Below are 26,201 nucleotides of genomic sequence, written 5' to 3' on the forward strand. Positions count from 1 at the left end.
GGAGTTGAGGGAGACGAACGGGCCGGCGCAGCTGCTCCAGGAGCTGAAGAGCCGGTCGGGGCTCAGCTACGGCGTGCTGGCGAAGAGGCTGCACCTGAGCACCTCGACGCTCCACCGCTACTGCAACGGCGATGTGACGCCGACGGAGTTCGCCCCGCTGGACCAGCTCGCGCGGCTGTGCAAGGCGACGCCGGCCGAACTCGTCGAGCTGTACCGCCTCTGGGTCGTCGCCGATGCGATGCGGGGGAGCAAGGCGCCCAGCGCCGCCCCCGTGCCGGCGGCGGTGGGCGCGGAGGAGGGGCCGGCGGCCCGGGAGGCGGACGCGGGGGCGACAACGGGAGTGGTCACAGCGGCAGAGCCCGCGGAGGCGGTGACGGGCAGGGGAGGCGTGGGGGAGGTCGAGCCCGCCTCCGGCACCGAGCCCGTCGACGCCCCGGCCGTCGTCGGTGCGGACCCGGGCCGCGGCCCCGTCGTACCGCCCCGCTGGCACGTCCGCCACCGGGGCGTCCTCGCCGCGGTGACGGCCACCGCGGTGCTGGCCACCGTCGGAGCCGTCGCCGCCGGTCTGAAGGCGCACACCGACGCTGCCACGCCGCCGGCCCGGACCGAGGGCGTCACGCCCTCCGCCGGACCCTCGACCCCGGGCGTCCACGACGTGCCGTCCGCCCCCGGCTCCCCGCCGTCCGCCGTCGGTGCCGACGTGTTCCCGTCGGGGCCGGCCGGCGGGACCGACCCGGCCCCGATCACCGTCTCGGTCGCGCCGGCCGGCTGGGACTCCGCCTGCGACCAGTACGTGGTGAACCGCCCGCCGTCCGAGGTCCCCCGGCCGCCCGCCGTGCAGGACGTGAAGGGCTGGGCCGCCGGGGTCGGTGCCGTTCCCGGCCACTACCAGGCGATCAACCTCACCGTGCAGGGCACCGGCAAGGACACCGTGGTGCTGACGGCCCTCAACGTCCGGATCGTCCGGAGCGCGGCCCCGCTCGCCTGGAACGCCTACTCCATGGGCGAGGGCTGCGGCGGCGGGGTCGAAGTCCACTCCTACGACCTCGACCTGGACGCGGCCCGCCCCCGTCCGGTCGTCACCGAGGGCAGCAAGGGCCTGCCGGTCAAGGTCAGCGAGGGCGACCCGGAGGTCATCGAGGTCACCGCCGAGACCACCGCCCACGACGTGACCTGGTACCTGGAACTGGAGTGGACCAGCGGCAACCGGAAGGGGACCTTTCCGGTCGACCTGGGCCACGGCACGCCGTTCCACACCAGCGCGATCAAGGGCCGGCCGCAGTACGTCTACCCGATCGGCGGCAAGGCCTGGGAGCCGAGCCCGTACCGGCGGTGACGGCGGCGCGGCGCGTCCTCGCTCCGGGCCGGGCGCCGGCACGAGGCGAGGAGCGGCCTTCCGGGGGCTCCGGGAGTGCCGGGCGGAAAACCGGGTGCACCGGGGGAGCGGAGCGCGTTACCCTCGGTCCCATGAACGTCACCGGCCCGAACACCGCTACCGCGCGAGCGACCAGCTCGCCGGTTGCCGCCGCCTGACGTACCCCTCACCCCCCGGCGACCGGACACGGTCCGCCGGTGGTGGCCCCGAGGCGTTCCCTCCTCGGCCCCGATGATCGCGTGGACCAGTCCTCCGGCGCCCCACCACGGCCCACGCGAAGGAGCCACCCCCATGAACACCGACCGACTCGTCCGCACCTTCATCGAGTACTACGAGGAGCGCGGCCACCACCGGATCACGGGCTCGACCCTGCTGCCCCCGCCCGGCGACCCGGTGCTGTTCACCACCTCCGGCATGCACCCCCTCACGCCCCACCTGGAGGGGCGCCCGCACCCGCTCGGCCGGCGGCTCGTCAACGTCCAGCGCTGCCTGCGCACCACGGACCTCGACGAGGTCGGCGACCGCACCCACCTGACCGTCTTCGAGATGCTCGGCACCTGGTCCCTCGGCGACTACGAGGGCCCGCAGAGCCTCGACTGGGGCTACGGGCTGCTCACCGACGGCTTCGGCATCGATCCCGGCCTGCTCCACGCCACCGTCTTCGGAGGCGACGACCAGGTCGGTCCGGACACCGGCTCGCTGGAGCTGTGGCAGGACCGCGGCGTGCCCGTCGAGCTCACCGTCGAGGACAACTGGTGGTCCAACGGGCCGACCGGCCCCTGCGGCCCGGACTCGGAGATCTTCCTGTGGACCGGCGACACCCCGCCGCGGTCGACGCCCACCCAGGACGACCGCTGGGTGGAGGTGTGGAACCACGTGATGATGCGCCACCGGCGCCTCGAGGACGGCACGCTCGTGCCGCTGCCCCAGCGCAACATCGACACCGGACTCGGCCTGGAACGGCTCTCCTCGCTGCTGCAGGGCCGGTCGTCGGTCTTCGAGTGCGACGTCTTCGACCCCTGGCGCCACCATGTCCCCACCGTGTGGCAGCTGGACGAGCCGTCACTGCGGCTGGTCTGCGACCACCTGCGCTCGGCCGTCGTCGTCATCGGCGACGGCGTCCGCCCGACCAACACCGGCCGCGGCTACGTGCTGCGCCGACTGGTGCGCCGGGTGCTCACCGTGCTCCGCCGGGACGACCCGCAGCGCGGCCTCGGCGACCTGCCGGTCGAACTGGTCCGGCACACCCTGGACCGCTTCCGCCAGGACGTCGACCCGGAGCAGGTGCGCCAGGTCCTGCTCGACGAGGAGCGCCGCTTCGGCCGTCTCCTGGAACGCGGCCGCCAGGTGCTCTCCCGACCCCGCTTCCGCGGCCCGCTGACCGAGGACGACCTCCACTACCTCCACGACACCCACGGCCTGCCGCGCGAGCTCGTCCTGAACCTGCGGACGCGGTGACGGCGCGGGGCCCGGCGGTGTGGCCGTGCGCGGTGGATCCCCGGTGACGGAGACGGGATCCACCGCGCGGCGGGGGCGCCGCCGTGCGCACGCCGGGTCCGCGGCCGGCGGCGGGGGCGTAGGGTCCGGCGAACCGGCAGGTCAGCGGCCGGTGGCCGGTGCCGGCGTTGGGCCGTCCGGGTGGTGGACTGGTTCGGCGGGGCCGGGTACGGGGCAGAGCCTCCGGCATGACGACTCCCTCGGCCAGGCACTCCCGGCGCCGGCAGCACCGTCCGACCGCCCCCGTACGCACCCCCGCCGCCGTCCACACCCCCGCCGCCGGGCCTGCGGCCCCCGTCCCGCTGCGCGTTCAGAAGCCGTCGGCGCCGCCCCGGCGGAGCGGAGCGGGATGCTGCCGGACCTGGTCCAGCGAGCACCTCACCCGGGCCGGCCTGGTCGTGCGGAGGACCTGGCACGAACCGGCCTGCCGGACCTGGGGCGGGGCCTGAACGCGACGGCCGGGCGGCCGGTCTGACGGTACGTCCGCCATTGTCGGTGGGGGGTGCAACACTCGGCGGGACGGCGGATCCCGACCGTGCCGTCGACGACACAGGAGGAGCACCTCGTGGCTCAACTGCTCAGAGTCCAGAACTTCAACGTCTCCAGCGACGGGATCGGTGCCGGTGAGGACCAGACCCTGGAGCGGCCGTTCGGCCACGTCGACCCCGGGCGGCTCTTCTCCTGGGCCGGCGCCACGGCGAGCTGGCCCATGCGCACCGACCCCGGGGGCAGTCGCGGCCTCGACGACTACCTCACCCGGGACTACGCCCGCAACATCGGCGCCGAGATCATGGGCCGCAACAAGTTCGGTCCCCAGCGCGGCCCCTGGCAGGACCACGAGTGGCAGGGCTGGTGGGGCGACGAGCCCCCGTTCCGCACCCCGGTGTTCGTCCTGACCCACCACGAGCGCCCCTCGCTGACGCTCGGCGACACCACGTTCCACTTCGTCGACGGCGACCCGGCCACCGTCCTGGAACGGGCGCGGGAGGCCGCCCAGGGCAAGGACGTCCGGCTCGGCGGCGGTGCCACCACCATCCGGGAGTTCCTCGACGCCGACCTCGTCGACACCCTGCACGTGGCGGTCTCGCCGGTGAAGCTCGGATCCGGCGTACGCCTCTGGGAGTCCCCCGACGAGCTTCTCGACCGCTTTCACCTGGACGTCGTCCCCAGCCCGAGCGGGGTGACGCACCACCTGTTCTGGCGGAGGTGACACGGGGCAAGCGTTACATTGGGGCGGAAACAGGCACGATCGCCGACGAGGTGTGGCCGATGCACGCGATCACCGACTGGCTGCGCAGCCTGTCCGGCCCGGTCGTGTACGCGGCCATCGGCGGCATGGTCCTCGCCGAGGACGCCCTGTTCTTCAGCTTCTTCATCCCCGGCGAGACCGCCGCCGTCCTCGGCGGCTTCCTCGCCCACCGGGGCAGCGTCTCCCTCGCCTGGATGGTCCTCGTCGTGGTCTGCGCGGCCGTCCTCGGCGACACCGTCGGCTACGAGATCGGCCGCCACCTCGGCCCGACCATCCTCCGCACCCGCCCGCTGCGGCGCCACGTCGAGCGGGTCGGCACGGCGCAGGACCTGATCCGCCGGCGCGGGCCGGCGGCCGTCTTCGTCGGCCGCTTCGTCGCCTTCTTCCGCCCGCTGGTGCCCTCGCTGGCCGGGATGTCCCGGATGCCGTACCGCCGGTTCCTGTTCTACAACGCCCTCGGCGGTGTCGCGTGGGGTGTCGGCTTCACCCTGTTGGGCTACTTCGCCGGAGCCGCCTACACCAGGGTCGAGGGCACCGTCGGCCGGGTCGCCGCCATCGCGATCGCCGGGATCGTCGCCGTCGCCCTGCTGGTCTGGTTCCTGCGGCGGCACCGCTCGCGGGGGAGCGGGGGCGGTGAGCCGTCGGACGACGGTGACAACGGCGGACCGAAGCCCTGAAGCGGGCGGCTCGGGTGGATCGGCTCCGGAACCGCTGCCGATGGGCACCGCGGCGACCCGAAGCACCACACGCGACACTTCTCCCTCACCGGCCCCTCGCGTGGTGGTCGGCGGGGCGCGTGTGTATCAGGACGTCTACAGGATTCGCGGATTCGCCTGCGGGGTAGCGCAGTTGGGTCGATCATGTCCGGGTGCTGACAGCCCCGGACCAGTCTCCGCCACCCGTGTCGCGTTCACCCTTCTGGCAGGAGAGGTCCTCGGTCTATCTCGGCGCGTGCGCCTCGCAGCTCTCGTTCTGGGGCCACGACTTCAGCGACGGGGCGTGGCCGGACGCCGAGGACCTGGGCATCCTGCTCGGCCGCACCGTCCGGGAGCTGGCCCAGGTCACCTCGATGCGCGGATGCGGAGACCTGCTGGCGCAGGCGCTGCGGTCCCTCGAAGCGGCCCACCGGTGGTCGAGCCGGCCGTGCCCCGGGGCCCCGTCCATGGAGGCGCTGCACCTGCGGGAGGCCGCGGGCCTCATGGGCTCCGTCCGACGGCACCTGGCCGAGTCGGCGCCGCGCAGCGGGCCCTGCCTGCCGCCGCAGCGGAGCCGGGCGAGGACCGGCGGGACCCCGGCGGGGTAGTGGCGCGCAGCCCGTGCCGGGGCCCCCTAGGCTGGCGCGGTGCTGCTCCCCACCGTTCCCCGCACCCGCGTGCGGCCGTCCGACCGGCCGTCCGTCGACACGCCGTTCGGCCCGCTGACCTTCGCCACGGCCATCGGCGACGACGGCCTCCCGCCGCTGCCCGACGAACGGTTCGACCTGGCGGGAGGCCGCAGCGTCGCCCGCTGGACCCGCCCCGCGGCGCGCGTCGAGCTGCTGCTGACCCCGTACGACGCCCGGCTCGACCCCGAGACCTGGGGCCCGCTGACCGGCTGCCGTGCGGCGGTCTGGCGGATCGACGCCGCCCGGCCGCTCCGGCGGGTGCGGTTCTCGGCGGGGCTGCCCCTGCGGCTCCCGGAGACCGCCGACGCGGGCTGGGACGGCGGCCAGGGCCTGGCCGCGATCACGGTGGACGACGAGACGACCCGCCTCACCGTCGGCGGCAACGACGAGGAGGCGATCTGCTGGTCGGCCGAAGCGGGCGAGGCGCCCCGGCGGTGGGCGGCGCTGATCGACGAGGTGCACGCCAACGCGTTCAACGGGTGGGGCGTCGACTTCGCCCGCCACCACGACCTCTCCTGGACGCTGCCACCCCTGGAGGCCGGCGACCACTGCGCACTCCCGGTGGTGGCCGCCTGGGCCCCGGCCGCGGACGAGACGGCGAACACCTGGTACGCCGCCGCGGTCTCGTCGACGGTGCTCCTGCGCCAGGCCGCGGAGCCGGCCTGACATCCTGTCGTGTGGAACACTCCGGCCGGATGAGCGCTGTGGCGAGGGCCCGGGCCGCCTCGTCGTGGTCGGGGCTGGTGGAAGCGGCAGTGATGTCGCGTCCTGTCCGACCGGTTCCCGGTGTCGCCGATCCCCGCACCGCACGACCCTGGTACGGCCCGACCCCTACACTTTGCCCACGCAGTGACTGGGGAGGACAGCGGGTGGATCGGCACGTGGTCACGAACACGATCAACGGGGGGACGTACGAGGCGCCGGTGATCCAGGCGGCCTCGGTCACGGTGCAGGCGCCCGCAGAGCCCGCCCCGCCGACTGAACCGTGGACCAGGGCTGTGTGGGAGTCGGGTATCTGGGCTCACACTGCGCCGCGTGACGCCGAGCCCCACCGCCGGCACGCGGCCCGGTTGGCGGGGCGGCTGGCCGCCCTGCGCGACACCGCCGAGCAGCGGATCGCCGACGACCCGTGGGCCGATCCCGAGTTCGCGCCGCGGTTCGCGGACAGGGTGGAATGGTTGCTTGGGGAGCCCGATGGCGCGCTGGACCTCTACCCCGCCGAGGCCGGTCTGCTCGTTCTGCTGCCCTACCTCTACCAGGCCCATCAACTCCTACTGACGGCTTCCCGGTTGGAGGCAGACCCGGCCGACCTGCGACCCCGGCCCGGAGCGTCCGGGCCGCGCGCCGGATACCAGTCGTCCCTGGGCGGCCACGACCTCTTGCTCAGCCGCGCCGACCTTCGGCCGGAATCCGCACCGGTGATCGGCTGGTGGCTGTACCACCGCTGGCTCGCCGAGGAGGAGAAGGGGGCGGACGTCCTCGCCGGTCTGGTCGCCGAACTCGCCGGGGAGGGCGGTCCACTGACCGAGGTACTGAGCGCGCGACGGCTGGCCCGGCTCCTCGCCGGCCTGCGGATCGGCGCGGACATCTGTCACCCCGAGCACCTCGGTCAGCTCGAAGCCGACGAGCTGCTGCCGGGCCCGGGACGGCAGCGGATCCGGGAGCGGCGCGCGAGCCTGCTCCTGGCCGTCGCGTACGGCGCCGCGGTCGAGCCCGTCGTCCTCCCCGAGACGGTGGTCGAGCACATCGGCGTCCCGAACGCGGTGGACCTGGACGGGGTGCGGCGGACCGTGCGCGCGATGGCATGGGGCGGCTCGCCCGAACTGCCCGTCCTCAAAGCGGTCTGCGAACACGAGGCGGTGGTCGAGGCCCTGCGCGAGCACGCGGAACGGCTGGACGGCCTGCTCCTCGCCGTCGGGCGTGCCGTACCCGAGAGGGTCACCCAGCCGATGCCGCCGCTGCCCGCGCGGATCTCCGCCGACGGTGTCGTCCCGGCGCCGGGAACCTTCACCAGCGGTGCCCGGTTCCGGCTCAACGACCGCCGGGTGCGCGGTCTGCTGATCGGCACCCAGCTCTACAAGGACCACGGCCTGGCGGTGCGCGAGCTCTACCAGAACGCCCTCGACGCGTGCCGCTACCGGCGTGCCAGGACCCAGTACCTTGAGCGGTCCGGCCGGCCCTTCCACCCGTACGAAGGGCGGATCGACTTCGTCCAGGGGGTGGACGAGGACGGCCGTGACTACCTCGAGTGCACGGACGACGGCATCGGCATGGGCGAGGCGGAGCTGCGCGGCGTGTTCTCCCATGCCGGCGACCGTTTCGCTGAACAGCCCGACTTCCTGCTCGAGCAGGAAGCCTGGGAGCGGGTGCGGCCCCCGGTGCGGCTCCACCCCAACAGCCGGTTCGGAATCGGGGTGCTGTCCTACTTCATGCTCGCAGACGAGATCCGCGTGACGTCCTGCCGGATGGGACTGGACAGCGTGCCCGGCCCGTTGGTCGAGGCCCATATCCTCGGGCCGAACCACCTGTTCCGGATCGTCGAGCAGGAGGAACGGGGCACGCGGCCGGGCACTCGGGTACGGCTGTACCTGCGGGAGAGGCGCCGCGCCTGGTCGGCCCTGGACGCCCTGGACGGCGTCCTGCGCATCGCCGAGTTCGCCACGACGGCTGAGCACGGCGGGCGACGGAAGGCGTGGGAGCCCGGTGTCTTCGCCCCCCGGGACACGGGCAGGACGATCGGCCGGGACCGCGAGGAGTTGGTGGAGTGGGCGGACAGTCCACCCGGCGCGCAGGTGATCTGGTGCGAGGCCGAGGGCATGTTGCTGGTGGACGGCCTCCGGACCGAGGCGGGCCGGAACGTCGGTGTGCTGTCGGGGCTCCGGGGCGTCGTGGTGAACCTGAGCGGAGACCACGCGCCACGCCACCTAAGCACCGACCGTCTCACCGTCCTGGACGACGTGGCGGCCCACGTGGAGGCGTTGCTCGTGGCGGCGGCGCCGGACCTGGTCGCGAGCGGGGCGCGGTTCCTCACCCTGGAATGGATGCGGGAGGTGGCAAAGAGCAGCCCGCGAACGGCGGACCTCGTGGCGGAGGCGGCGTTCGAGGCCGGCCGCGGACTCGGGGACCGCGGCCGGCCTCCGCTGCCCGCGACGGCCGGCTGCTTTCCGTGGGACCAGGCCATTCTCGACAGCCTGCTGGCGGCGAACCGTCGCACGACACGTTTGACGGACGGCGCGCTCCTCTCTCTCCCGGACCACATCCTGCTATGGCGCATGCTGGCCCATGGGGGCACCGACCTGGCACATGAACTGGCCGAGCTCGTGCCGGAGCTGGAGGAGCCGCGCCACGTCGTCAGGGCTCGCCCATCCGATCTGGAAGCGCTCACCGGCAACCGCGGTGCGTTCGGGCACACCAGGCGCTCCGACGTGTTCGCGGTAGCGCGGCGCCTCGGCTGCGATCCGGCCGGCCCGGCGCAGCGGCGACGGCTGTTCGGAGTCGATGACCTCGTCATCGGTGCCGACACCGCCGCCCTGGACGGGCAGGACACCTCGGACATGACGTGGCTCGACGGGAGGTACGGCCATCGCCGCTCGTTCACGACGGTCGGTGACCTGCTGGAGATCGGAGCTGCACTCGGAGTGACTCCGGGGCAGGCGGCCGAGCAGCTGCGGGTCTACGGTCTCCCCTCCGTGCCGGACGGGCTGCCGGAGGGCGTGCCCGACGAGGTCGATCTCCGGCTGCTCTACCGGGACGGCGAGATCGCCGACCACCGGGCCGTCTGGATGGACGGTCCCGTGCCTCCCGGACACGTCGCCCAGGCCGCCCTGCGGACGGGGCTGAGCCCGGCCGAGGTACGGCGGCGACTCGAACACTACGGCCTGGCCGTGGAGCCGTTCGAGTTCCCCGACGGGGTCGACCAGACGTACGTCAACTGGCTCAGCCGGGATCACGACGGCCGGTGGCCCTGGGCGAGCGCCGTCGGACCGCTGCCTCCCTGGCAACTGGTGGCAGCCCAGGGATGGCTGGACCTGTCCGCCGAAGAGGTGCGCGCCGAGTACCAGCGGCTCGGATTCGCCCTCCCGCCCCGGGCAGCCTGTCAGGAGTCGCCGGACGACTTCGAGCTGCTCTCAGGCCGCTGGGAGGTCGACTGGTCACCGTTTCGAACGGACAGCGCGCCCAGCTTCCACCAGCTCTTGGAGGTGGCTCAGACCCAGGGCCTGAGTCTTCGGGCCCTGACCGACAAGCTGGCCGCGTACCACGTCAGGACCATGGTCCTGCCCCGACGGCCGACCGAGCTCGACCGCGAACTGTTCCGCTACGACGACGTGCTCCATAGCACGTCGGACGACATGGACGACGTCTGGTGGTTCCGGTTCGGCCCGGACGATGAGATCCCGTTCTTCGTCCTGCTCCTCGCCGCCAGGGACCTCGGCCGGCGCCCCCGGGAGCTGGTGGTCCGGCTGCGGTCCTACGGACTGCGCGTGTCCCATGACGACGTCCCCGCGGACCTGACCCAGCGGGAGGCCCTGCGCCTGCTGACCGTCGACGACCAGCGGCTGCCCGACCTGACCGAGTCGCCCATGCGGCTCGCCCAACTCGTCCGGATCGCCCGGCGCGTCGACCTGCCGGTGACACGGACCGCCCGCCACCTCCGTGACTTGGGTGTGCACGTCCCCGACCTGGCCGCCACGGTCCGGGCGGCCCTGGCCAAGGTGCCGACCGACTGACGGCGCCGGCGTCGAGCATCGCGGGGGACCGCCAAGCCGTGACGCGGTCCGCCCAGGGTGGGCGGGGCGCGGCTCGGGCGCCGGCGTCCTCCCGCTCGTCGACGGTGTGGCGGGCAGCTGCACGTCTGCCCAGGCGGGCAGTACATCGATGGTGTGCCGCAGGGTCTCGTCGAGCAGGGCGATCCGTAGGTGACCGCCACCGGGGCGGGTGGCGGGCACCTCGTTTTCGATCACACCATGGCGTTCAGGTCGCCGCCGTGTCGAGGTGGGGGGACTTCTGGGTCACGACGGGGATAGCTCCGCGCTACACGTCGTCGTGGCCGGGGTGTGTCGTCGCAGAACCGGGCCAAGGGGCGGATGAGGGCTTCGTCGAGCGCGGAACCGACTGCGAGTGGCGGGTCGACAGCGGCCGGACCGGGCCGCGTGGAGCGGCGACGACCTTGCCGCTACGCAGGCCGGGCGCGCAGCAGCGCGTCGGCCAGTTCCCGGGGCCGGCTGAGTGCGGCCAGGTGGCCGCCGGGGACCTCCTCGACCTCCAGGCCGAGCCGCTCACGGACGGTCCTGCGCTGGAACTCCAGGGGGAAGAAGCGGTCGTCCCGCCCCTGGAGGAACCTGGTCGGCACCTGCGGCCAGTGCGTCAGCGGCCACGGCTGCGCGAACAGCGCGGCGGGCGGAGCCGAGCCGCCGAGCGAGAGCGCCTCCGCGGTCACCTCGGCCGGGACGTCGTGGAAGAAGTCGGCCTGCATGTCGAACTCAGGATCGGCACCGCGGCCCGTGGCGGCCGCGTGGGCGGACCTGGCCGCGGCCTGGCCGGTGTTCTCCCACCACTGCCCGGCGGTCTCCCCGGGCACCGGGACCATGGCGTTGAGCAGCACCAACTGGGCGACGGGCACCGGCAGCCGCCCGCACACCAGCGGGGCCGAGAAGCCCGCCAGCGACTGCGCCACCACCACCAGCGGCCCGGTGAGGCCGCCGTGCTGCTCCACGGCGGAGACGACGGCCTGCGCGCATTCCTCCAGCCCCGCGGAGTCCTCGCCCGGCAGGTCCATCGTGATGGCGTCGTGCCCGCGCGCCCGGAGTTCGGGTACCAGCCGGTGCCAGAACCAGGCATGGCCGTCGGCGCCGGGAACGAGCGCGAAGGTCGACATGGTGGTCCTCCTCCTACGGGTCTTCGGGCCTGCGGGTCCGGGGGCCTGCGGTGGGCGGGGGTGTCTCCCACGCCCGGCCTGACGCTAGCGGGTGGCACTGACACTCTGACGCCGACGTCGCGGTACGGCATCCGGACGAGCGGCGTGCCCGCCTTGGCTCGCGGCGGTGGCAGCCGGGCTGGGCGGACCCTTGTGAGCCAGCCCATACGTTGCAGCTTTCCCCGCGAGGACGTCCATCCTCAAGGCTTGCTCAACTCACGTGCTTGACAGGGATCCATCAGGCCGGCGCCTGCCGGTCGGTGCTCACCCGCGCTGACCTCCTGCCCCTGGCAGGTCACGTGCACGGGAGGATCGTGGAGCAGTACCAGTCGGACGATGACCACACCAAGCTCCACCCCGCCCGCGAGGCGCACCAGTGCGACGTGGGGCAGCAGACGGCCGAGGACCTGGTGTGGATCCAGGTGCTGTCGATCGACCAGGCCGTCATGACCGACACCCTGGGCCCGGACGCGTCGCGTCGCCGCGACGGGCCGAGCCGGCTCGACTTCGGCGCGGATGTGCAGGGGTGGGTCTGGCCGGGACGGGTGTCGCTGGGGTTCCGGTGCGACAACCCGGACAGTGCGCGCATGGGCCAGCCGTACGTGGCGATCACGGTCAGGGCCGGCGAACTCACCGACCCGGCGTCCGAGAAGGTCGGCCGGGCCGTCCTCGGCATAGCGCTGAAGTACGCCAAGCACGTCGTGGCCGGGTATCCGTGCACGAACGCGGTGCGGTTGCCGGACGGTGTCCCCGCAACGATGGGGAGCCCCTCGGATCCGGGCCGGTGACCGATCGCCCCGGCGGAGCGGCCTGCTCGGGCCCGGCCGAGGGTGCCCCGGATGGCGCGACTCCTGACGCGCCTTCGGCGGCCGCCCCGGCACACCGGGCGCCGTCCAGGTGACGTCCGTCGGGCTCGTGCCGTGCCTGCCCTGCCCCGGGACGCCCGGACGGGACCGTGGGGGCGTGAACCGGGTCCGTGCCGTCGCCGCCGTCGTCCTGCTCGTCCTGACCGTGGGGGCGGGCCGTCCCGCGCGCGCCGCGGATCCGTCGCCGGGTGGTGTGGTCGAGGACGTCGCCCCGGGGATCGACTACCGGGCCTTCTCCTTCGCCACCGGGCACGGCGCCACCAGGGTCCACGTGCTGAGCGTGGACCTGGACGACCCGCGGGTACGGGTCGGGCTGCTGTATCCCGGCGCGGTGGCCGACCGGGCTCCGGTGTCCTCGATGGCCGAGCGTCAGGGGGCGGTCGCCGCGGTCAACGGGGACTTCTTCGACATCACCGAGGAGCAGCACCCCGGCATCCCGGCCACCGGAGCCGCGGTGGGGGCGGCCGTGCTCGACGGTCGCCCGCTGAAGGCGGCCGTCCCCGAAGGCCAGCGGTTCGGCGGGGTCCTGCCGTCGGGGGCCACCGGCCAGGAGGTGATCGGGGTCGGCGTGGACGGTCGGGCCCGCACCGCACGCCTGACCCTCGACGGGGTCCTGCGAACCCCCAGCGGCCCGGTACCGCTGGGCGGCCTCAACCAGTACGCGCTCCCCGAAGGCTCCATCGGCGTGTTCACCCCGCAGTGGGGCAGCACCCCACGCGCCCGCGCCGCGTGCGGCCGCGACCACGACCGCGCGGCGCCCTGCACCCACGACACCTTCGAACTGACGGTCAGCCATGGCCGGGTCGACGCCACGGCCGAGGCCCCGGGCGAAGGGCCGATCGCATCCGGATCGGAGGTGCTGCTGGGACGCGAAGCCGGTGCCGGGGCGCTGAAGGCCCTCGCCCCGGGCACCCCCGTGACGGTGGAGTACCGGCTGGCCTCCACCAGTCGCGTCCCCTTCGCCTTCGCCCTGGGCGCCTACCCGCTGCTCAGGGGCGGGCGCCTCCTGCCGGACCTGGACGCCGCCACCGTGCAACCCCGGACGGCCGCAGGCATCGCCGACGGCGGCCGCCGGCTGTACCTGGTGGTCACCGACGGCCGCGAGGGGACGTCCACCGGACTGACCCTCGCCGAACTCGCCGACCTGCTCGGGAGCTTGGCCTGCGAGGAGGCCGTCTACCTCGACGGCGGTGCCTCCAGCACCCTCGTCACGCGCGACCACGCGACCGGGCGGGTCGATGTCCGCAACTCCCTCGACCACGGACAGGAACGCCGCGTCCCCAACGGCATCGCGCTCTATTCCCGCTGACACCCGGCCGGCCGTCCGACGGGCGCTGCCGGACCGTCGACCAGGGCATCCGGCCGCCCTTACACGGGTCCACCAGGTTGTCCTGAGCTCGGATGCTCAAGACCCCTGCTGCTGAGCCTGTGGCTGCGCCGGGTGGGTGTGGCGCGGCCACCTTGCCTGTGCTGCTTGCCCCTGCGGTGTCGGGCATGGACACGAACCGGCTGAGTGAGTCACCGCCGCGGCGATCCAGGTGCTCGACCGCGAGGGGCTGGACGCGCTGACGATGCGGCGGATCGGCTCGCACCTCGGGGTGGCGGCGATGTCGCTGTACCGCCACCTCCCGGGCCGTGACGCCATCCTGTCCGCGGTGGTCAACCACCTGTTCGCCACCGCGCCGGCCGAGCTGGACGCCGGGCCGACCTGGAGCGGGGCACTGACCGGATTCGCCGCCGCCTACCGCCGCATGCTTGGCTGCCGGCCTCCTGGCGGCCGACCGCCTGCACGTCCGAAGCCGCCGCGGCCTGTGTCAGGCCGGGACCACCCGGTAACTCAGCATCGCCCAGGGAAGGTTGGACTGGGCCAGGGAGCCGGTGGCCCACGGGACCGCACCCGTGCAGCCCGGGCCCGGGTACAGCGTCACGGAGGCGGAGCCGTCGGCGATCTGGACCGAGCGGGCGGGCGCCGACAGGGTGTGGCACGTGCCGAGGTCACCCAGGTCGACCATGGTCGCCGTCCCGCTTCCTCCGGTGCCGGTGTACAGGTGTGCGCCCGGCTGTAGCGGCGGCCAGCCGGCGGCCTGTGCCGATCCGGCGCCGAGGCCGATCAGGGCCGCGACCGCGGTCGCCGCTGCGGCCGAGCCGCGGAGCATCGTCTTCGAGGTGAACATGCGTGAACCACCGTCCTTGGGTGTGCTGGTGGTGCCGGAAGGGCTGTGGCGACGAGGGGACGGAAGGTGCTGCGCCGAGGGGCCCGGGCTGCCGGACCGTGCGGTCCGGCAGCCCGGGGTGCTGCTCAGTAGACGTTGATCTGGTTGCTGCAGTAGGTCCAGAACGGGCGGGGCGGGGCCCAGCCGAGGTACTTGGTGCCACAGATCTTGATGCTCTTGATCTTCCCGATGTACTTCGTCGCGACGTCCTTGCCCTGGTCCACCGCCAGCTCGGTCTTCTCGGAGCCGAACTCGTCGGTGGCGCGGACGGATCCCTTGTAGTAGGTGCCGTCACCGACCTTGATCCACACCCATCCGTCGGAGCAGTTGTCCGCCTCGACCTGGACGTTGTCGAACCGGAAGGCCTTGGTGCAGCCGGCCGTGGCGGCGGTGCCCGCCGCCGCCGGGGAGACCGCGAGGGTGGTCAGCGCGGCCACGGCGAGGCCCAGGGCGCCGGCCGTCTGGATGAGCTTGCCGGACAGGTTGTTCACGGTGATGACTCCGGTGGTGTGGTGATGGTGTGTCTGCTCGCGGAACGTCTTCACTGTCCCCGGCAGCCGCGGGCCGGGCATCCGTCATCCGACGGTGAACCGTGGTCCCGGGGGAGGGGTGGAGGATCAGCCGGATGACCGCATCCGTCCCGGCATCCGGTCGCCGGTCGGGCCCGGCGGCCCTCGCCCGGGTCGTGCTCGCGGGCATCTCACCGTCCGGGCGCGGGCATGCCGCTCCGGTGCTGCTCCGCGGGGTCCGTGGGGCTCGTCGGAGGGCCGTCGAGGGGGATGGACAGGTGGTGTTCGCCTGTGCACGGGTGCAGGGTCCGCCGCACTGGGCGGAAGTGGTGGTGGAAGGCGCGGAAAGCGGCGGCGAGGGCGGCTATGAGGATCATGGCGACGCCGCAGCCGCACAGCACGACCGGCGCGGACACCCGGTCGAGGAGCAGTCCGCCGAGCGTGGCGCCCAGCGGCGAGGCCGTGATGAGTACCGCGCTGCGGGCGGCGAGCACGGTGGTGAGCGAGCCGCTCGGCGTCCTGTCCTGCAGCAACGCGAGGGACAGCGCCGAGTACGGCCCGTAGACGATCCCCGCGGCGGCGAAGCCGATCAGGGACGGCACGGCGGTGTGCGCGGCCGCGAAGGGCAACAGTCCGACGCCGTGCCCCGCGACGATGGCGATCATGGTCGGCCACAGCGGCAGCCTCCTGGCCGCTCCCGCGCCGAGCGCCCCGAGAACGGCTCCGGCGCCGAACACTGCCCAGTAGGCACCGAGCAGGCCCGCGCCGTCGTCCAGGGAGTGCCCGACGAACAGCGGCAGCGCGACCTCGACCGGCCCGTAGGCGAAGTTGAACAGCCACGTCAGCACCAGCAGTCCCAGCAGCTCGGGGTGGTGCCGCAGCACCGCCAGCCCCTGCCGCGCGGCACCGGCACCGGCTGTGCCGGGAGTCCCGGCCGTCCTGCTCGCCCCGGCCGTCCTGCCGGCTCCGGTCGGCACCGTCGGCAGGGCGATCCGGCCGGCCTGCACCGCGAGCACGGCGAAGGTGGCGGCATCAAGTCCGATGATCCACGCCGGTGACACCGTGCCCGCCAGCAGGCCCGCCAGCGCGGGGCCGAGGACGGTCGCACTCGAGAGACTGGTGCTCAGCACGCTGTTCGCTGCCAGCCGCAGGCCGTCGTCCAGCAGCGGGGTGAACAGCGCGTACTTGCCCGCTTTGCCCCAGGCGTGGAAGAGCGAGGAGGCGCCGAGCAGCACGACGTAGCCGGTCGGGCCGAGCACCCCGGCCAGGTGCGCGATCGGGATCGCGCCCAGCAGCAGCGCCCGCAGGACGGCATCGGCGACCAGCAGCCGCTGCGCCGGCAGCCGCCGCAGCCAGCGGCCCAGCACCAGGGCGCCGAGCGCACCCGGCAGCGTGTACGCGGCGACGCTGACCCCGACCAGCGTGCCCTGCCCACCGGGCGGGGCGAGTGAGAGCGCCAGCCAGGCGACGGCGACGGTGCTCATGCCGTCCCCCAGGTCCGACAGCGCGAACACGGGCAACAGCCGGCGGAACGGGCGGACGGCGAACAACGGGCGGTAGGCGCCGGGCAGCAGGCGCCCCGGAGATGAGAACATGCACGTCACACTCGTGCTTCAAGCGCGCGTGAAGTCAACCCGGTTCGATGGAGCGTCGGCGTGAGGTATCTGGGGATCGGCGAACTGGCCCGGACGGCACAGGTGCGGGCGTCCGCGCTGCGCTACTGGGAGGAACGCGGGCTGCTGCCGGGCGCCCGTCGCGAGGCGGGCCGGCGGGTCTGGCCGACCAGCACGGTCCGGCGCGTCGCGCTGATCCGGATGGCGCAGCGGGCCGGCTTCACCCTCGCCGAGATCGCCGAGCTGTTGAACGGCGACACCTCACCCGGCGTCACCCGCCAGTGGCGCGAACTCGCCGCCCGCAAACTCCCCGAGCTCGACGAACACATCAGCCGGACACAGGCGTTGCGCCGGGCGGTCGCGGACTGCATGGCGTGCGGCTGCATGAACTTCGAGCAGTGCGTACTCCTGGCGGCCCCCGGCCAGGCGCTGTAGCCCAGGGTCGTGGTGCTGCGCATCGAGGGGCCCGTTCTCGGCAGTGCGCCGGCGGGCGGAGCTCCCGGGCTAGCGGGAGTAGACGCCGCCGGAGTGGATGTCGACGCAGGCCCACACGTTCGGGGTGTCGGTGAACGACCCGCACAGGCGGCCCCAGGCGACCTCGATGTCGGTCCACTCGGCGGTGATCCTCCCGCCCCGGGCGGTGCCGGTCATCCGCTCGTGGACCTCGACCTGCCGGTCGCCCTCGTGGAGCAGTGCCGTGGACCTGCCGGTGCCGCCCGGGTTGGTCCAGGTGACCGTCAGGCGCCGCGCCCAGTCGTCGTGTCCGTCGATGGCGATGCAGACCTGCGGACCGGACCAGTTGTGGGTGCAGGCGTCGCTGCTGCGCCGCTCGGTGGCCGCGCCGGCCGGGGCGGCGGTCGCGAGCAGGACGGCGGCGGCCGCGGTGGCGAGTGCGCAGGCCCTGGTGGTGACCGGGTGCATCCGGCCCTCCTTCGTGTTCCCCGTGGGTGGGACCGCCGGGTTGGTCGCGGCGGGTACCGGGGTTGAACGAGGACAACGGGGGAGCGGTACGGGCAGGTCACCCGGTCGGCCCCTGGTCGCTCCCCGGCGCCCCGCTGCTTCCCGGGGCCGCCCGTCTGCCGGCGCAGCGGCCTGCCGTCCGGGCGGCCCCGGTGCCCCGGCGAGCGGCCGATGCTACAGGAGGGCTTCCGAGCCGTGGAGCTCGACGAAGCCGACCACGCGCCGCAGTTGGTCGAAGCTCGTGACGTTGTTGCCGATCAGCCGCACGGAGGCGGTGCGGCCCTGGCGCCAGGCGTGGGCGGCCTGGGAGAGCCTGCCCCACTGGTTCTCCATGTCCCGGTAGTCCACGCTCAGCTGGTAGTTGGTCCAGCCGTTGATGTTCCCGTAGACCCGGTTGAAGATCGGGCCGAACCGGGCGGCTTCCGAGAAGATGGTGATCGCCATCAGCATGCCCCGGTCGATGGTCGTCTCGCTCCACTGGCCGACGTTGTGGAGGCCGTAGAGCGCGTCGAAGATGTTCGTGGCGCCCAGGTAGAGGTTCTCGCGGGTGCTGCCGCCGGTGATGCCGTTGTAGTTGCCGGTGCGCGGCATGAGGCGTGCGGTGATGCCGAGGTCGGTCTGGAACTGCTCCTGGCGGCCGTCCTGGAAGGCCCAGTGCTGGTTGGCGCCGGGGGAGTAGAAGCCGGCGATGTAGAGGTTGTCGGCCCACAGGTAGACGGAGACGAGGTGGGCCCCGCCGTTCATCACGCGGATCTGGATCAGCCGGTTCTCGTTGCGGGTGGTCTGCTGGACGAGTCCGCTGTCGGCGCCGGTCGCGTCGCCGTAGGTGTTGCGGTGGATCGCGTCGATCAGGTTCCAGTAGCGGGCCGCGTGTTGGCCCGCGCCGGAGGTGATGTCGGTGATGTCCCAGTCGATGATGGGCCAGCTCTGGAGTGCTGCGGCGCGGGCGACGGACTGCGGCCGGCTCCCTGCGGCGGGTGTGCCGGTGAGGGCGGGCGCCGCGGACGCGGTGCCCGCGAGGGAGACCAGGAGAGCGGTGGCCGCCGAGAGCGACAGCAGCGCGGCAGTGTTCTTCTTCAACGCGGTTCCTTGCTGATGATGTCCCGGAGAACGCCGAGGCGCCCCCGGGCGTGTTCCGGTGTGCCGGATCATCGTGCGCGGGTTCGCGCGTGCGCTGATGCCTGGTGGCGCATGCCGTCTGACCTGTGCGTGCACGGCCTTCGGTCCGGGACGCACCCCGGGCGTGGCCGTCGGTGTCCCGCTCGGCGGCCGGGTGGGCCGGTCGCGGCTGCTCAGCGGAGTTGTTCGGCCAGGCCGACGATGATGCCCTCGGGGCCGCGGAGGTAGCAGAGCAGGTAGCTGTCCTCGAACCGGGCGATCTCGCCGACGAGTTCGGCGCCGTGCGGCCGCAGGCGGGCGACGGTGTCCTCGATGTCGTCGACGGCGAACATGACGCGGTGGGTGCCCAGGACGTTGTGCGGCCGGTTGCGTGGTCCGGGGCTGGTCGCGGCGGGGCTGCGGTACTTCGCGAGCTCGAGCCGGCTGTGGCCGTCCGGGGTCCGGACCATCGCGATCTCGCAGTGGACGCCGTCGAGTCCGGTGCACTGGTCGGCGAAGAGGCCCTCGACCTCCCCCCTGCCCTCCAGTTCCAGGCCGAGGTCCACGAAGAACGCGACGGCGGCGTCCATGTCCTCGACGACGATGCCGACGTTGTCCATCCGCTGAACAGCCATGCCGGTTCCTCCTTCTTCCTCGTGCAGCCGGTGGTGGCCGCCGATGTCCCCGGGACGGAGCCGGTGGCGCGTTCTCGACATCCTGCCCCGGCCGCCGTCCGGGCGCCTGCTCCCGGTGGCGCCGCGCGCTGCCGTGTCGCGCTGCCGTGGCGGGCTGTCGCCGGACGTCGCTGCGCCTTCGGGTGGGGCCGGTCGCCCGTGGTCACTCGCCCTGGCCGGCGCTTCCCATCGGGCCGATCTTCACCGGGGATCCGGCGGTGTCGGTGACGGGGAGCGAGCCGGCGCCGGGCCAGGGCAGGGTGACCGACTGGGTCTCGTCCGGCGGGGTCACCACCAGGCCGGTGATCCGGACGCCGGAGCCGCCCGTGGTGTTGGCCGGGTAGGTGATGCCGAAGTAGGTCGACTTGCCGTTCTTCACGGTGCCCGCGACGACCGGTTCGCCGGAGCGCTTCGCGGACAGGGTGCCGGCGGAGGTCTTCAGGTCGACGCCCGCGTATCCGGAGAGCGTGCAGTCCTTGCCGCTGTGGTTCTTCAGCTCGACGACGACGGTGTTGGCGGGGTCGCCGGTGATGGTGTGGTCCGTGGCGGTGAGGGTCAGGTCCGCGGTCCGGCACTTGGCGGGACCCCCGGCCGCGGTGGAGCCGGCCGGTGCGGCGGCGGGCGGCGTGGTGGCCTTTCCCGGTCCGCTCGGCGCAGGGGCGTTGGAGGCCGGGCCGTTGGGGGCCGGAGCGTTGGAGGCCGGGCCGTTGGGGGCCGGAGCGCCGCCGGGGGCGGCACCGGTGGTCGCGGCCGGGGCGGTGGTGGGGGCGCCCTGGGCGGTGCCCGGCTCGTCGTTCTGGCAGGCGGTGAGCGAGAGGGCGGCGGTGACGGCCAGGGTGGCGAAGGCGAGCTTGTGGACGCGCACGGTGTTTCCTCCAAGTGGGGCGGGCGGTGCTCGGTGCTCGGTGTGAGCGGGCTTCCGAAGATCGGGACCGTTCCGCCGGGCGAACCGTTCCGCCCGGGCCGCGGCCAGGACAGTGCTGTGACATGTACGGCCGGGAACCACCCGCGCCGCCACCCGCCACGCCGTCCCGCAAACCGCCGCTGACCTGCCCTGACGCTGTTTCAGGACGCCTCCGCACACCTCCCACGTCGAGGCCCGCTCGCCGGGACGGATCCGTGACATGGACGACGTTGACCTGGGCCCGCGATGACGTCGCGACCACGGCAGCGGGGACCGGGGCCGACCCGCGTGGCCGGCCGATCCAGGGCCTTCGCGGTGTGCGGCGAGCGGCCCGGCGACCATCGCGTACCCCTGCCGGTCGTGCTCCCGCCGGCACCCTGGGGATCGGGAGCGCCACCGCGTCCGCGAGGCGCCCGAACCCGGCCCGCAGGAGTGGTGCCCGAGGCGCGGCAGGCCGTTGAACCGCGGCTGTCCGCGAGCAGGGATCCGGCCCCGCGATCGCAGTTGCGGGGCCGGAACGGAGGAGAAGGCCTGATCATCCGGCCTTCTCCTCCGGATGGTCGAGCCACGCGCTCCGGGAGCTCCTGGCAGGGGCGGACGCCCGGCTCTCGTAGCCGGCGAGGGCCAGGCCGAGCCCGAAGAAGGTGGGAGCCCATTCGCCGACGAAGATGCCCCACCGGTCTGCTCGCTCGACTCCGGCCTGTTCGGCCTTCATGGATGCGACCCAGCTCAGCAGGGACAGTCCGATGGACCCGAACGCCGCGGCGTAGGCGTGTTCGCTGGTGATTCCGGCTTCATGGAGCCGACGGACGATGTTCATGACTACTCCCATGGGGCTGTGAGGTCCGGTTTCCCGTTGTTCCAGGCTGGCTGCCGACCTCGGTCCATGCGGGTCGCATCGTTGACGCATCGGCCTGTCGGACGGCGTTCGGGGCGGCCGGCAGCGCCCTGCGCGTGCTTCCGGCCATCCTGGGCGGATGACACTCAGTGGGCGCGAAGACCTGCGAGCCGGCGGAAGACGAGCGCGAGCAGGATCGCCCAGACGGCGGCCGAGGCTGCGGCCGCGGGCGCGGCCGGCCCGCTCGCAGCCGCGAAGAGGGCGCAGGCTGTGGTCAGAGCCGTCAGCACCGAGGCCAGGGCGGCGAGGAGACGGGGACGGTGGAGGAGCCGCCGCAGGAGCGTCGGCCGTCGGCTGAGGAGACGGTGAAGTCCGGGTGAGTCGAGGCGCAGGTGCTGCCCGATGTCGTTCAGCAGCCGCTGCTCCTGGTCGGTCAGGGGTCCGTTCACGGTGGTGCCTCCTTCGACCCGTCGGTGCCGTTCCAGCGTCCGTCGGCTGCAGCCGGTCGCCACTCGCAGCGTTTCGCTCGCCCGCGGTGCCCGAGCCGTGTGTTCAGCGGCTTGCGGGCATGTGTGTCAGGAGCGCGGCTGAGGTCCAGTCGGGGCCACGGGCGCGGATGCGCTTGCTGAGTTCGGCGGTCCCGCTGACGCCTCCGGCGAGGAGGTCCGCGACTGCGGATCCGGCGGATTCCGGGGTGAGCGTGTTGGGGTCGAGGCAGCGGCCGAGGCCGGCGCGCTCGGCGTCGTGGGCGATGGCGAACTGATCGCTGGAGAAGGGCAGGACGAGTGCGGGGACGCCGGCGTGCACGGATTCGGTGAAGGAGTTGTTGCCTCCGTGGTGGACCATGGCGGCGGCATGGGAGAGCAGTTCCTGCTGCGGGATGACCGGGGCCACGTGCAGCCGTTCGGGCGGGGCGTCGTGCAGCAACGCGTGGCCCGTGACATCGGCGACACGGTTGCCGGCGGCGACGATGACGGAGGCCGAGGTGTGGCGGAGGATTCCTGCCGTGACGGTCGCCAGGACGTCGTGGCGGGCGGACAGGAAGGTGCCCAGCGCCACCAGCACCACGGGGCGCCCGTCTGCGGTCATGCGCGCTAGCACGGCCCGCCACGGCGCGTCCGGCACCGCGGTGCCACGGTGCGGCAGCAGGTGGCCGGCGTACAAGGCCTTGGGGCCTCTCGGGGCGGGGGGAAGCCAGGGCAGACGTGGGTAGTTGAACACGACCGCGTGCGGTGAGCACAGGGTGAAGGCTCGGTCGGGCTCGGGCCTGCCGGGAGCGTGGAGGCGGGCGATCGCCTTGAAGACGGCGGTGAAGGCGGCGTCGTTGGCCGCGACCGCGGCGCGCAGTCGGTCGAGATCGGCGGGGGCGGGCCGGAGCGCTTCGGGCCACGCGTACGGCAGCCCGAAGTAGGCGTCGGGGGCCGGCAGATAGCTGGGGTGGCCGGGGCAGAAGGTGGCGTAGGGCAGGCCGAGGCAGTGCAGGGCGAGGGTCGCGGAGTAGGAGAGCTGGTCGACGAGGTACCAGTCCGGGCGCAGCTGTGCGTCAAGGGCCGCGAGGTCGCGCAGGACGCGTTCGGGTTCGGCGAGCATGTCGTCGCCGCGGTGGCGCGCCTGGGTGAGGAGGGTTGCCGTCGGCCCGTCGAACGTCGCGTCCAGGAATTCGCGAAGGCGCTGGGCCTCGGCCTCGTCCTGGCGGGTGGATTCGGCGATGCCGTGGTTGGCGTTTCGGGTGACGGAGAGTTCGGTGAAACCGAGCCGGCTCCGGGTGGCGAGGTCGTCGAAGGCGCGGGTGCAGGCGAAGTCGACGCGTGCGCCGTGGTGGGCCAGTGAGGCACCGAGCGCGGCGAGCGGCCGAGCATGGGAGTGGAAAGGCGGGCTGATCACGGCGACGCGGGCCATGGTGTCCTCCGTCAAGGGCTTCGGATCGCGTGCGGCTTCCGATGATGCCAGGAATCCCCTGAGAGCCACGGACGGACGACGCGGCCGGGCCGTGCGGCGCAGAGCGGATGCCGTGGTGCCGGGGCCCGACGCACCGTGTCCAATCCGTTCCACTACCTGCCTCCGAACGTGCCGGTGACCGTTCGGTGGTATGGGAGGAAGACCGATGACACACCACGTCACGCCTGGTCCGGCCGCTGCAGCGCGACGGCCCGGTGCCGCGGGCGCCGGGGCTCTCGCCGCCTGGCGGCGGTTCCACTGGACCCAGGGCGTGGTCGCCGTCACCGGTGGTGATCTGCTCGGACGCCTGGCGCGGGCCGAGTACGGGGGAACCCGGGCCCGTCCGGACTCACTCCTGCCCCACTCGGACCGCCGTGCGGCGCGGCTCAGGCGATTGGCCAGGCGCGAGCGCGCGATGCCGACCAGGGTGCTGGCCGCCGCGGGCGCAATCCCGGACCTGGAACCGTGGGAACGGACCGCTCTCGCCGAGGCGTGGGAACGCAGCTGCGATCCCGACGACGGCCTGAGCGCCAGCGCCGAGATCCGCCGACGGCTGCTCGCGACTCCCGGTCCCGCCGGAACCGCCTTCCTCCTCGATGTGGCGGACGCGAACAGCCTCCGCCCCCTCTCCGCGAGGGAGGCCGCCGGACTGCAGCCCACCGGACGGCTCCAGAGGCATGCGCTCTGGCGCTACCTTTCGGGAGTGCCGGACGGGGGCCTCGTGCTGCCGGGTTCGGACATCGGCCTGGACGCCTACGAGCAACTGCTCCTCGCCGCATGCCACGAGCGGGCCCGCCCCGGGTCGTCGGCGGGACAGCGGTTCAGGGCGGCGTTCGACTCGCTGACGAAGCCGTTCACGGCCTCTCCGGTCGTCGCGCAGTCGATGCTGCTGGGCCGCCTGGAGGAACCCGGTGCCGGACTCAGCGGTGGTATGAGCGTGCTGCTGACCGCTCTGGGCGAAGCCCTGACGACCCACGCGCGCGCGGCACGGGTCCTCACCCTGACGGCCGCCCAGCCCGCGGAAGCCCAATGCCCGGAACAGGTGAGCCGCTTGAGCGCGGCGCACCTGCTTGTGCGACTGCCCGTGGACTCACCGGAGGCACTCGACCCGCAGAACGCAGCCGCACATCAGCCCGCACTGGCATGGTGGGCGACCCGAGTCTTCGAACTCCCGGGAGCCCGACCGGACATCACTCACGTCAGGTTCGCCGACGACGCCTCCCTCGCCATCGCCCAGGCCACACGCCGCTACGGCGCCAAGCTCGCCTTCACGGTCACCCCCGATCCGCACCGGACGATGGACGAACGGCACGCCGGCCTGGCCCCTGAGCAGACCACTGATGCAGGCCGCACGCTGCGCCTGGACATGCACCGGATCTTCGTCGCCGACCGCCTCGTGGACCGCGCCGACCTGCTGGTCGCCATGCCCGGGCGGAACGGAGTGAAGGAACTATCGGAACACTTCCCGCAGTTGGACAGAAGGTCGGTCCATGTCCAGCCCGAGGGCATTGCGCCGTTCAGGCCTGCTCCTGACGACGCCGCGACCGGACGCAGCATCCTCGCACGCCTGTTCCGCGGCGGTGGCAACGGCGGCGGCCTGGACGCGACCGATTGTGAGCTTCCCCTCCTGCTCTGCGTGGGGCGGCTTCACCCCGTCAAACAGCAGGAGCGGCTGGTGCAGGCCTGGCTGCTCGCCGGCCTGCACCACCGCACGACCCTGTTGCTGGTCGGTGGGTCGCCTACCGACCCGACCACCATCGAAACGGCGGTCAGCACCAGGGTCACCGAACTCCTGGCCGCGGACCCGGTCGCACGAAGCCGGGCGGCACTGTGGCCCGCTCTGCCCAACCGGCGTGTCCGTCTCCTGGAGAAGGCATTGGCATGGCGCGGACCGGGATCGGCGCTCTACGTGTGCCCCAGCGCGAAGGAGGAGTTCGGCCTTGCCGTGCTCGAGGCCATGGAAGCCGGTCTGCCCGTGGCCGCCCCCCGGCGCGGCGGGGCCTCCCACTATCTGCGCGACGGAGTCAACGGGCGGCTGCTGGCCACTGAATCGGCGGACGCGCTTGCCGAGGGCCTGCGCTCGTTCGTCCTCACCCCGACGGCCGAGCTCGCGGCCATGGCGGCAGCCGGGGCTGCGACGGTGCGGGAGCGGTTCGGTATCGACGCCGTGGCGGCATCCCTCGCGGACGCCTACCGGGCCACGTGCCGCACGGACCCGGCCGGTGCAGGTCGGGAAGGCGACGGGTGAGATCCCGCCGAGGGAGGCGGCGTACGGCGGCGGGCTCCACGACCCGCCGGCGCGCAGCACCGGGCGGGCCTCGATCAGTAGCACCGGGCGTCCGAACCCGGGCCGCCTTTCCCCGGGGCGAGGAAGCGCGGCCCGGGCTGATCGGCGAACACCCGGGTGCGGGCGCGGTCCGCTCACGCCGGCCGCCCGGGAAGGCCGGAGCGCGCCACCACGCCGGGTACCCCCTCAGGCCGGTTGCGAGCAGTCGACCGCTCGTGGCGGTGGCGCCAGTAGGGGTTGTCGAGCGGCAGCTTGCCGCTCACCCGCCCGTACATGCCGAAGGTGGCGATCACCAGTCCCATCGCGAAGCTGAACAGCACGTTCTGGATGCGGAAGGCCAGGACGTTGGCCGACGAGTCCAGCAGTGCCAGGTTGACGAAGCCGCTGAGGACGAACAGCGCGCCCACGGTGATGTTGATCGTGGAAGCAGTGTTCCCGCCGACGGCCGCACCGCCGACGAGTACGACGGCCGTCACCACCGACACGAGGCTGAGCAGGCCGTTGCTGGACAAGCCCGCGACGGTCTCCCCGGAGGTGCTGAAGAAGGACAGCCCGTCCGCGAATCCGAGGCAGCCGAACACGAGGAGGGCCGCACCACACAGACCGGCCCCGACGCGGTAGACCTGGGAAAGCCGGTGGTCGACGGGCAGTTCATCGTGCAGTTTCATGGTGTGCTCCATCTCGGGAGGATCCGGTGGGCGCGCACCGTGCGGCCCGATCTGCAGACTCGGCCAGACGAGCCCAGAGACGTAGTCGCAGCGGTGCCGCATCGATTGCGCTTCGATCCCGTGCCCAGCGCGTTCTCGCTCCGGGGGACACGGCACAGGTGGTCGGCCTCGCCGGTCTCCGGCAGGGCGCCGGGCAGGTCGAGCCCTCCGGGTG

The 26,201-nt window shown here is 73.3% G+C and carries 23 protein-coding genes and 1 pseudogene; 12 read left to right on the forward strand and 12 right to left on the reverse strand.

The window, feature by feature from the left end; all coding sequences use genetic code 11:
• Window positions 1-4: 4 nt before the first annotated feature.
• From ACIRS1_RS37240 to ACIRS1_RS37270, 7 genes are all read left to right on the forward strand, one after another.
• Window positions 5-1,336 (forward strand): helix-turn-helix domain-containing protein, encoded by a 1,332-nt coding sequence (locus tag ACIRS1_RS37240; protein WP_402846995.1) that lies wholly within the window; start codon window positions 5-7, stop codon window positions 1,334-1,336.
• Between the two features lie 330 nt (window positions 1,337-1,666).
• Window positions 1,667-2,833: an alanine--tRNA ligase-related protein gene (locus ACIRS1_RS37245; RefSeq protein ID WP_402846996.1), complete on the forward strand. Its 1,167-nt coding sequence runs from the start codon at window positions 1,667-1,669 to the stop codon at window positions 2,831-2,833.
• Between the two features lie 604 nt (window positions 2,834-3,437).
• The gene (locus ACIRS1_RS37250; RefSeq protein WP_360215716.1) at window positions 3,438-4,082 is read left to right on the forward strand and encodes a dihydrofolate reductase family protein; all 645 of its coding nucleotides are present in this window, start codon (window positions 3,438-3,440) and stop codon (window positions 4,080-4,082) included.
• 59 nt (window positions 4,083-4,141) lie between these two features.
• A complete protein-coding gene (locus tag ACIRS1_RS37255) occupies window positions 4,142-4,798 on the forward strand; it encodes a DedA family protein (RefSeq protein ID WP_402846998.1) in 657 nt (218 codons plus the stop codon).
• A gap of 224 nt (window positions 4,799-5,022) precedes the next feature.
• Entirely contained in the window at window positions 5,023-5,424 is a 402-nt protein-coding gene (locus ACIRS1_RS37260) for a hypothetical protein (protein WP_360215710.1), read from the forward strand.
• Between the two features lie 39 nt (window positions 5,425-5,463).
• Window positions 5,464-6,171, forward strand: a complete 708-nt coding sequence (locus ACIRS1_RS37265; protein WP_402846999.1) for a hypothetical protein — start codon at window positions 5,464-5,466, stop codon at window positions 6,169-6,171.
• A 215-nt stretch (window positions 6,172-6,386) separates the two neighbouring features.
• On the forward strand, window positions 6,387-10,232 hold the full coding sequence (locus ACIRS1_RS37270; protein WP_402847001.1) for an ATP-binding protein: 3,846 nt from the start codon (window positions 6,387-6,389) through the stop codon (window positions 10,230-10,232).
• 446 nt (window positions 10,233-10,678) lie between these two features.
• Here the strand turns inward: ACIRS1_RS37270 and ACIRS1_RS37275 are convergent, their stop codons facing one another.
• Window positions 10,679-11,380 (reverse strand): alpha/beta fold hydrolase, encoded by a 702-nt coding sequence (locus tag ACIRS1_RS37275; RefSeq protein WP_402847002.1) that lies wholly within the window; start codon window positions 11,378-11,380, stop codon window positions 10,679-10,681.
• A gap of 263 nt (window positions 11,381-11,643) precedes the next feature.
• Here ACIRS1_RS37275 and ACIRS1_RS37280 point away from each other — a divergent pair, with 263 nt between their 5' ends.
• The 3 genes and pseudogenes from ACIRS1_RS37280 to ACIRS1_RS37290 form a co-directional block, all read left to right on the forward strand.
• Window positions 11,644-12,207 (forward strand): hypothetical protein, encoded by a 564-nt coding sequence (locus ACIRS1_RS37280; RefSeq protein WP_402847003.1) that lies wholly within the window; start codon window positions 11,644-11,646, stop codon window positions 12,205-12,207.
• A gap of 175 nt (window positions 12,208-12,382) precedes the next feature.
• Window positions 12,383-13,594: a phosphodiester glycosidase family protein gene (locus ACIRS1_RS37285; RefSeq protein WP_402847005.1), complete on the forward strand. Its 1,212-nt coding sequence runs from the start codon at window positions 12,383-12,385 to the stop codon at window positions 13,592-13,594.
• Window positions 13,595-13,817: 223 nt separating this feature from the next.
• A pseudogene (locus tag ACIRS1_RS37290) lies at window positions 13,818-13,931 on the forward strand (TetR family transcriptional regulator); the annotation flags it as partial.
• Window positions 13,932-14,099: 168 nt separating this feature from the next.
• Here ACIRS1_RS37290 and ACIRS1_RS37295 read toward each other — a convergent pair.
• The 3 genes from ACIRS1_RS37295 to ACIRS1_RS37305 form a co-directional block, all read right to left on the reverse strand.
• Entirely contained in the window at window positions 14,100-14,459 is a 360-nt protein-coding gene (locus tag ACIRS1_RS37295; protein ID WP_402847006.1) for a hypothetical protein, read from the reverse strand.
• A 125-nt stretch (window positions 14,460-14,584) separates the two neighbouring features.
• The gene (locus tag ACIRS1_RS37300; RefSeq protein ID WP_402847008.1) at window positions 14,585-14,989 is read right to left on the reverse strand and encodes a hypothetical protein; all 405 of its coding nucleotides are present in this window, start codon (window positions 14,987-14,989) and stop codon (window positions 14,585-14,587) included.
• Window positions 14,990-15,198: 209 nt separating this feature from the next.
• On the reverse strand, window positions 15,199-16,602 hold the full coding sequence (locus tag ACIRS1_RS37305) for an MFS transporter (RefSeq protein WP_402847009.1): 1,404 nt from the start codon (window positions 16,600-16,602) through the stop codon (window positions 15,199-15,201).
• Window positions 16,603-16,662: 60 nt separating this feature from the next.
• Here ACIRS1_RS37305 and ACIRS1_RS37310 point away from each other — a divergent pair, with 60 nt between their 5' ends.
• Window positions 16,663-17,055, forward strand: coding sequence for a MerR family transcriptional regulator (locus ACIRS1_RS37310; RefSeq protein ID WP_402847011.1), 393 nt, complete (start codon window positions 16,663-16,665; stop codon window positions 17,053-17,055).
• 69 nt (window positions 17,056-17,124) lie between these two features.
• Here the strand turns inward: ACIRS1_RS37310 and ACIRS1_RS37315 are convergent, their stop codons facing one another.
• The 7 genes from ACIRS1_RS37315 to ACIRS1_RS37345 all read right to left on the reverse strand — a co-directional run bounded on the left by ACIRS1_RS37315 (window position 17,125) and on the right by ACIRS1_RS37345 (window position 22,993).
• Window positions 17,125-17,541 carry a hypothetical protein gene (locus ACIRS1_RS37315; protein ID WP_402847013.1) on the reverse strand — a complete coding sequence of 139 codons (417 nt, stop codon included), beginning with the start codon at window positions 17,539-17,541 and terminating at the stop codon, window positions 17,125-17,127.
• Window positions 17,542-17,754: 213 nt separating this feature from the next.
• Complete coding sequence (locus tag ACIRS1_RS37320) at window positions 17,755-18,660, reverse strand: ribosome-inactivating family protein (protein WP_402847015.1); 906 nt, start codon at window positions 18,658-18,660, stop codon at window positions 17,755-17,757.
• A 212-nt stretch (window positions 18,661-18,872) separates the two neighbouring features.
• The gene (locus ACIRS1_RS37325; RefSeq protein WP_402847017.1) at window positions 18,873-19,313 is read right to left on the reverse strand and encodes a VOC family protein; all 441 of its coding nucleotides are present in this window, start codon (window positions 19,311-19,313) and stop codon (window positions 18,873-18,875) included.
• A 202-nt stretch (window positions 19,314-19,515) separates the two neighbouring features.
• On the reverse strand, window positions 19,516-20,217 hold the full coding sequence (locus tag ACIRS1_RS37330) for a DUF4232 domain-containing protein (protein ID WP_402847019.1): 702 nt from the start codon (window positions 20,215-20,217) through the stop codon (window positions 19,516-19,518).
• 574 nt (window positions 20,218-20,791) lie between these two features.
• Window positions 20,792-21,076, reverse strand: a complete 285-nt coding sequence (locus ACIRS1_RS37335) for a hypothetical protein (RefSeq protein ID WP_387900444.1) — start codon at window positions 21,074-21,076, stop codon at window positions 20,792-20,794.
• A gap of 164 nt (window positions 21,077-21,240) precedes the next feature.
• Window positions 21,241-21,543, reverse strand: coding sequence for a DUF3040 domain-containing protein (locus ACIRS1_RS37340; protein WP_387900446.1), 303 nt, complete (start codon window positions 21,541-21,543; stop codon window positions 21,241-21,243).
• A gap of 103 nt (window positions 21,544-21,646) precedes the next feature.
• On the reverse strand, window positions 21,647-22,993 hold the full coding sequence (locus ACIRS1_RS37345; RefSeq protein ID WP_402847022.1) for a glycosyltransferase: 1,347 nt from the start codon (window positions 22,991-22,993) through the stop codon (window positions 21,647-21,649).
• Window positions 22,994-23,198: 205 nt separating this feature from the next.
• Between ACIRS1_RS37345 and ACIRS1_RS37350 the strand changes: the two genes are divergently transcribed.
• Window positions 23,199-25,280, forward strand: a complete 2,082-nt coding sequence (locus tag ACIRS1_RS37350) for a glycosyltransferase family 4 protein (protein WP_402847025.1) — start codon at window positions 23,199-23,201, stop codon at window positions 25,278-25,280.
• A 173-nt stretch (window positions 25,281-25,453) separates the two neighbouring features.
• On the opposite strand, the gene ACIRS1_RS37355 is transcribed toward ACIRS1_RS37350, so the two are convergent.
• The gene (locus ACIRS1_RS37355; protein ID WP_402847027.1) at window positions 25,454-25,987 is read right to left on the reverse strand and encodes a DUF4383 domain-containing protein; all 534 of its coding nucleotides are present in this window, start codon (window positions 25,985-25,987) and stop codon (window positions 25,454-25,456) included.
• Window positions 25,988-26,201: the final 214 nt, after the last annotated feature.

This window comes from Kitasatospora sp. NPDC101176 (assembly GCF_044768035.1).
Classification (GTDB): domain Bacteria; phylum Actinomycetota; class Actinomycetes; order Streptomycetales; family Streptomycetaceae; genus Kitasatospora.

Coding starts and splice junctions, on each gene's coding strand:
- ACIRS1_RS37355 (WP_402847027.1), bottom strand. CDS start 25,987: ATGAAACTGCACGATGAACTGCCCGTCGACCACCGGCTTTCCCAGGTC.
- ACIRS1_RS37275 (WP_402847002.1), bottom strand. CDS start 11,380: ATGTCGACCTTCGCGCTCGTTCCCGGCGCCGACGGCCATGCCTGGTTC.
- ACIRS1_RS37305 (WP_402847009.1), bottom strand. CDS start 16,602: ATGTTCTCATCTCCGGGGCGCCTGCTGCCCGGCGCCTACCGCCCGTTG.
- ACIRS1_RS37315 (WP_402847013.1), bottom strand. CDS start 17,541: ATGCACCCGGTCACCACCAGGGCCTGCGCACTCGCCACCGCGGCCGCC.
- ACIRS1_RS37295 (WP_402847006.1), bottom strand. CDS start 14,459: ATGTTCACCTCGAAGACGATGCTCCGCGGCTCGGCCGCAGCGGCGACC.
- ACIRS1_RS37350 (WP_402847025.1), top strand. CDS start 23,199: ATGACACACCACGTCACGCCTGGTCCGGCCGCTGCAGCGCGACGGCCC.
- ACIRS1_RS37325 (WP_402847017.1), bottom strand. CDS start 19,313: ATGGCTGTTCAGCGGATGGACAACGTCGGCATCGTCGTCGAGGACATG.
- ACIRS1_RS37345 (WP_402847022.1), bottom strand. CDS start 22,993: ATGGCCCGCGTCGCCGTGATCAGCCCGCCTTTCCACTCCCATGCTCGG.
- ACIRS1_RS37335 (WP_387900444.1), bottom strand. CDS start 21,076: ATGAACATCGTCCGTCGGCTCCATGAAGCCGGAATCACCAGCGAACAC.
- ACIRS1_RS37245 (WP_402846996.1), top strand. CDS start 1,667: ATGAACACCGACCGACTCGTCCGCACCTTCATCGAGTACTACGAGGAG.
- ACIRS1_RS37255 (WP_402846998.1), top strand. CDS start 4,142: ATGCACGCGATCACCGACTGGCTGCGCAGCCTGTCCGGCCCGGTCGTG.